Below are 5,983 nucleotides of genomic sequence, written 5' to 3'. Positions count from 1 at the left end.
GCATCAGCGGCAAACTGCCGGGCCCGCTCGTGATCGCCAGCGGCCGCAGTCTCGCGAGCCAGGTCCGTCAGGGCACGTGCACGCCGTTCCGGGTCTGCAATATAGCTGGCGATCTTCTCAGCCTGCTCATTCTTGTCGGCGGCCGCAGTCGCGCGAGCCAGGTCGGTTAGTGCCTGAGCTCGCCAGTCCTGGTCGGCGATGGAGTTGGCTATCTGTTTGGCCTGTTCGTGCTCTCCAGCGGCTGCAACCGTCCTCGCCAGGTCGGTCAGGGCCCGCGCACGCCAGTCCTGGTCGGCGATTGAATTGGCTATCTGTTCGGCACGTTCGTGTTCGCCAGCGGCCGCAACCGTGCTTGCTAGTTCGGCCAGGGCGCGTGCCTGCGGGTATGGATCGGTGATGGAGCGGGCCAGAGCTTCGGCGCGGATGGGTTGTCCCACGGCGACCCAAACCGCTGGGAGGTGGATAGGGATGTTGACGTTGCGGTCGGCGAGATAGTCGCGGTACCAGGCGAGGCGTAGCGCGGCGGTCAAGTCGGGGCGGGATAGTGCGCTGTTGAGGGTTTGGGCGGCGGCGATCTCGGTTAGCGCCGCGGCGTCACCTCCAGTAGCGTCGAGCATGCGGTCGTGGCGGGCTGGGTCCGTGGCCAGAGCGACCAAGCGGTCGAGGTCACCGATGTCGGCGAGCATGCTGGGGTAGCGGCGCAGGAGATAGGCAGGAGTATCGGTGGGCCAGTTCTGGCGTTGGTAGTCGGCGGCCCATGTGTGCAAGCGTTCTGCGAAACCGGCCAAGGTATGTTGGCCTAGCCGTTCGACGGCCTGCAAGCGCAGGGTTTCGTGGGTGAATAGGAACACCCGCTGCGCGGCGTGCTGGTCGCTTCGCCCGGCGATCGTGCGACCGAACACGCCGCGCAGCAACTGGTCGATCTCGAACGTGGGCCGGCCGGTCAACTTGTGGAGGTCACGGTGCTCCAGCCCGCCACCGCTGGCGGTGACCAGACCGACAAGTTGGTAGCCGAGACGGTCGTCCCGGTCGTGCGAGGTAGCCAGGACCTGGTCGAGTTCATTTTGAGCTAGCTGCATGACCTGCCGGGCGTGCTGGGACGGGGCCAGCACCCTTACGCGGCACCGGTGCAGCGGATGGTCAGGATCGGTTGCGATGTCGGCGGGCGGCGGCGGGTCAGGGCGACCAGCCACAATCACCCGCACCCCGTCAACCGGGTGCTTGGGAAGACATCGGGCGATGCTGGGAACCCCAGACCCGGGATGGGAGCCGCAATCCTCATCAAGGCCATCGACCAGCAACACCAATCGATGTCCGGATTTGACGGCGCGGGAAGCAGCCGCCATGAACAGCTCGCGGCGCAGCCGATCGCGTTCGCGGGACGAGGTGACCGGAGGAACCTGCTGCCCTGTTATCGCCGCGAGCTGGTCGATTAGCTCATCAGTGAACGCCGTGCTGTCAGCCTGTCCGATGTACCGGGCGGTGACGAAGAATGAGACCACCCAGACCTGCGGCGGTGGATGCAGGACGAACCAGGACATCAACGCGGACTTGCCCGCCCGTGGCCCGGCTTGCCACCACACGTACGGCTCGTCTCCAGACGTACACCAGCTGGCCAGCTCAGCCAGCTCTGCCTCACGGTCCAACAGCGCCTCTGGCGCGATATCGCCGATCTGGTCGACGTAGCCGGATCGCAGCCACCAGCCCGGCCGAGGTTCATCCCGCCCTATGTGGTTCTGGTTCGCCCGTTCAGCGCAGGCGGCACGGTACTTGCGTAGCCCTCGTTCGACCTCCGCAGCGTCGTAGGCAGGGCCCATCAACGCCGTCAGCAGCGCCCGAGCCTGACCCTCGTCAGCGGGCCATCCCTGACCGCGCAACATCTGGCTGATCCGGCTGCGAGAGGTCATTTTCAGCGCTTTGGCCAGAGTGCTGAGACTGCGAAGGCCACAATCGCGGTGGATCTGATCGCAGTAGGCCAGCCAGTCCCGAACCTTTCCCTTAGGCGGCCAGGCTTTCTGGTCGATTGGCTTGCCCCGCCTCTCATGCTGCGGATTCACCCGAACCGACCCGTCCCTTCATGAACACGCTGCGGTGCGCTAACTGTGCGTCAAGTGTGCCCTCTGTGCTTGACGATCGGCAGCACAAGGACCGCGATCAGACACAGGGCACAGCACCGCACAATCCAATCCCGCTAGCCGACCACAGGCTTGGTGGCATCAGCACGGAGCGGCCGCCCCGGACAATCCATCAGCGATCGGACCTTAACCGATGCACACCTTCACCGAGATCGTCGCCACAATCAGCCACCTGGTCACGCTGGCCGTCGCCACGATCAACCTTGCCACCGCCCTTCAGCGCCGGCCCCGCCACGACGGCAACCATCAAGACCACCGTCCTGGTGGGCCAACCTCTGACGGACGAGAAAACTAACCAAGCGTGTGGGCCAGCACGGACGTTCTGGCCCACACATAAATGATCACCACGGCTATGTGTCGGCAGATCCGCATACCTGATCATGAATGCTCGCCCTTGTCGGGACCGTTGTCCCCTCCCCTTAATGTGAGGTCGCGTTATCTGTAGCTCGAGGCCTTGTGGCTGGGCGGAGCGGGAAGCGCTCAGGCGAGCGTCCGCGCAGGGGGGTGCGTCTGGCCTCACATCTCGCGGAGTCCCCGGTGTGGGGGTTCGAGTCGCTGAGGGAGATCACGAGCAAAACGCGGGCTGAGCTCGGTGTTGGTGTTTGGTGTGTCTGCAGATCGACACAAACCGATGGTCAACCGTCGGCCAGTCTGTTTACGACGATCGCATTGCTTTGACCATCGCGGAAGCCGCCGGAGTGGAGTTTCACCGGGCGGCTTCTCCATTTGGCGGCGTGGGCCGGACGCCGAAGCCTGACCACGGCAAATTGCACTAAGGGTCAATACTGGCCGATGGCGCCAGCGGCGTGCTGGCCCGTAACGTCAATGTGTCCGGTCCGGTGGCGGACGGGGAAAGATGATGTTGTGGCATGTGCGCTTGCCGGTGCCGCTGGCCAGGCCGCGGGAACTAGGGCTGGGTACCGCCCTGCGCCATCTCAGCGGACGCCTGCGGGTGCCCACGTGCACCGGGTGCCGTGGCCGGGCTGCGTGGCTGGACCGCAGGTTCCGGCTGTCCATCGGCCCGTTGGTCCTGGCGCGACGTCGGTCGAGTACCGAGGGCGACTGCTGGCGGTTCGCCGGTTCGTGCACCGGTTTCGGGTCCCGGCAGTGCGTATCTGGCCCAGCCCGCCATGAACCCGACGCCGAGATCATCACGCAGTGCTGCGGGGGCTGGTTCCAGTACCCGTGGATTGAGGTCTGTACGGGCGAGCAGGCCCATACCGGCTGCGGCTTCTGCGTCTGGTAGCCCGATGAGCGAGACTGGGGCCCGGACGGTGTTGCGGCTGATCGCCGTACTGTTCGGGTTGGCCGGAGGTTCGCTGCTGGTCATTTTGTGGGTGTCCGCGCCGGCGCGCGCGGACGTCAGCCCGGCTGGGTCCTTTCAGACCCTGGTGCCGGTCACCGTGCCGCCGTTCCTCGGCCTCGAGCCGCGGCTGAGCATCGCGTACGACTCCGCGGTGGGCGACGGACCGCTCGGCGCCGGCTGGCGGTTGGCCGGCCTTTCCGAGGTACGCCGTACGTCGCCGGGCAAGGGGGCGCCCGGCTTCGACGACGGAGACGTGTTGTTGCGCGGCGCTGAAAATGAGCATGAGCGCGGCGTTGAGGGTGAGGACGTGGTGGTGCGAAAAGACCCCGCCGGGCGGGTGCCGGGCGGGGTCTTGGTGTTCAGGGTGCCAGCGTGGTGTTCAGTCTGCCGTGACTTCGGCGACGGCGGCGCGGGTGGAGGATTCATCGACGATGGTCTTGTCCGCGGTGTAGGCGGCGATGAGGGCTTGGACGGCGAGGTTGTTGACGGCGCGGGGGTAGCCGCGGCTGGTTTGGTGGATCAGGGCGGCGGCGTCGTCGGAGAACAGGGTGTCGGAGCGGCCGGCCAGGGCGAGGTGGTGGCGTAGGTAGCTGCTGGTTTCCTGGTCGGTCATGGGTGGCATGGTGTAGCGCAGGCCGATGCGTTGGTCGAGGGCTGCCAGGACGCCGAGTTTGATGCGCCGTCGGAGGGTGGGTTGTCCGACCAGCAGGCAGGCGAACGGGCTGCGGCTGTCCATGTCGTGGTTGGTGAGCATGCGGATGGATTCCAGTTGCGGGTGGTCGAGCAGGTGGGCCTCGTCGAGGATCAGGACGGGGATGCGTCCGCGTTCGGCGTGTTCGGTGGCGAGGGCGTCGGCGGCTTGCGGGACGAGGGTGGCGTGGTGGACGCGGGGTTGCCCGCCCAAAGCTTGGACGATCTGGTGGTGGATGCCGCGGACGCCGATGGTGGGGTTGGGCAGGTAGATGATGGTGTGCCGGGTGGCGTCGAGGGCGGCGAGCGCGGCGCGGATGGCGACGGTTTTCCCGGCGCCGACTTCTCCGGTGATCACGCCGATGCGGTGTTCGGTGATGCACCAGGTGATCCGGGCGACGGCTTCGCCGTGAGCGGCGTGGCGGTGCAGCATGCCGGGTGCGAGGTCGCGGCCGAAGGGCATGCGGGTGAAGCCGTAGAAGCCTTGCAGTTTCTCGATCACGCGGGGTCCTCGGGTTGGCGGTCGGGGTTGTGGCGGGCGAGGCGGCCCAGCAGGGTGGTCTTGGCGTCCTGGTAGGCGGCTCGTTCGGCGGGGTCGGCGCTGCAGTGGGTGTCGCTGAGGGCTCGTGCCCAGGCCAGCAGGTCGGCGATCTCGGTCGTGGTGGGCTGGCCACCGATGCCGGTCACGGCGTGTCCGACCGCTGAGGTCGTTGCGCGGCCGGCTGGTCGGTCAGGGCGGTGTAGTTGATCTGCTCGCCGAGGTGTCGCTGGTGTTGCTGGTCGATCAGCCGTAGGTAGTTGATGCCGGTCGCCGGAGGCGGCTGGTCGGCTGGTGTTTCAGGTCGGGCCTTGGGATGGGAGTGGCGTCCGATGCGGTGCGGGATGGCCAGGCCCATCGGTTTGCCCTGGGCACGGACTTCGATGGTGGTCAGGTCGAACGGGTCGAAGACCAGCTCGACACGGCGGCCGGTCAGGACCGGGTCGACCTGGTAGGTGTTGCCGTGCAGGCTGACGGTGGCAGTTTTGGTGACGGTGCGGTATTCGGCCCACAAGAACGCCTCGGCCAACTCGGCCGGGGCGGGCAGCGGCAACGGCCGGTCCGACCAGTGGGTTTGCCAGCGGTGTAGCGGTGCCTGCCCGGTTTCGGAGTGCACCTGACGGTGGTAGACGGTCTCGGCCCAGGCGGCGAACAACCGATTGAGCGTGGACAGGTCGTCGACCAGGTGCCGGCCGGGCTGCGCCGCGTGCACGGCCGGGTCGCCGGCGACCTCGACGAGGAACTGGTCGCGCACGGTGCGAAACAGCCGCTCGATCTTCCCGCGGCCTTGCGGGCGGCCCGGGGTGGAGTGGGTCAGCTTGATCCCGAGCTTGGCGCAGGCCCGTAGCAGCCACGCATCGACGAACGCGCTGCCGTTGTCGACATAGATCGACTCGGGGACGCCGCGGGAGGCCAGCGCGGGACGCAGCGCCGCCGCCAGCCGGACGGTGTCCTCGGCGTGTCCGAACCGGTAGCCCGTCAGCAGCCGGCTGTGGTCGTCGACGAACGCGAACAGGTAGGTTTTCCGGCCGGCCACGACCGGCCCGTGCAGGGCATCCCCGGTCCACAACTCGTTCGGACGGGACGCTTCGAACCGGCCGAACACCGCCGGCGCCTCGGAAGCTGCCGCGAGGGTGTCGGCCAGCCCGATCCGGTTGAAGTAGCGGCGCAGCGTGGTCTCGTCCGGGGGAGCCTGTCACGATTTTTGTGTAAATCGGAGGATGTGCCGCTTAAGCGAATACTATCAGAAGGTCAGCCGGTTTGGGAAGAGGCGAACCAGAGTGTTCAATGCCACCTTCCAACCGTGCGTTCCGG

5 protein-coding genes and 1 pseudogene are annotated in these 5,983 nt (G+C 67.0%); 1 reads left to right on the top strand and 5 read right to left on the bottom strand.

Annotation, left to right across the window (positions count from 1 at the left end; translation table 11 throughout):
* Both ACFQS1_RS38260 and ACFQS1_RS38255 read right to left on the bottom strand, forming a co-directional pair.
* Positions 1-2,057, bottom strand: a 2,057-nt coding sequence (locus ACFQS1_RS38260; protein ID WP_378977539.1) for a tetratricopeptide repeat protein, incomplete at its 3' end; no start/stop codon positions are given.
* Between the two features lie 190 nt (positions 2,058-2,247).
* Positions 2,248-2,382, bottom strand: a complete 135-nt coding sequence (locus ACFQS1_RS38255) for a hypothetical protein (protein ID WP_378977537.1) — start codon at positions 2,380-2,382, stop codon at positions 2,248-2,250.
* A gap of 883 nt (positions 2,383-3,265) precedes the next feature.
* On the opposite strand from ACFQS1_RS38255, the pseudogene ACFQS1_RS38250 reads away from it, so the two are divergent.
* Positions 3,266-3,697, top strand: a pseudogene (locus ACFQS1_RS38250) (SpvB/TcaC N-terminal domain-containing protein); the annotation flags it as partial.
* A 123-nt stretch (positions 3,698-3,820) separates the two neighbouring features.
* Here ACFQS1_RS38250 and ACFQS1_RS38245 read toward each other — a convergent pair.
* Genes ACFQS1_RS38245 through ACFQS1_RS38235 form a run of 3 tightly spaced genes read right to left on the bottom strand, consistent with a single transcriptional unit; the run spans position 3,821 to position 5,774 of the window.
* Entirely contained in the window at positions 3,821-4,633 is an 813-nt protein-coding gene (locus ACFQS1_RS38245) for an ExeA family protein (RefSeq protein ID WP_378977535.1), read from the bottom strand.
* A complete protein-coding gene (locus ACFQS1_RS38240; protein ID WP_378977533.1) occupies positions 4,630-4,818 on the bottom strand; it encodes a hypothetical protein in 189 nt (62 codons plus the stop codon). Before ACFQS1_RS38240 ends, ACFQS1_RS38245 begins: the two co-directional genes overlap by 4 nt.
* Entirely contained in the window at positions 4,815-5,774 is a 960-nt protein-coding gene (locus ACFQS1_RS38235) for a DDE-type integrase/transposase/recombinase (protein WP_378977531.1), read from the bottom strand. The genes ACFQS1_RS38240 and ACFQS1_RS38235 overlap by 4 nt, the downstream gene beginning before the upstream one ends.
* Positions 5,775-5,983 lie beyond the last annotated feature (209 nt).

The organism is Paractinoplanes rhizophilus (assembly GCF_042664765.1).
GTDB lineage: Bacteria > Actinomycetota > Actinomycetes > Mycobacteriales > Micromonosporaceae > Actinoplanes > Actinoplanes rhizophilus.
Note: the sequence above shows the minus strand (reverse complement) of the source record. Positions and strands in the feature narration are given on the sequence as shown.

Coding starts and splice junctions, on each gene's coding strand:
- ACFQS1_RS38255 (WP_378977537.1), bottom strand. CDS start 2,382: ATGGTTGCCGTCGTGGCGGGGCCGGCGCTGAAGGGCGGTGGCAAGGTT.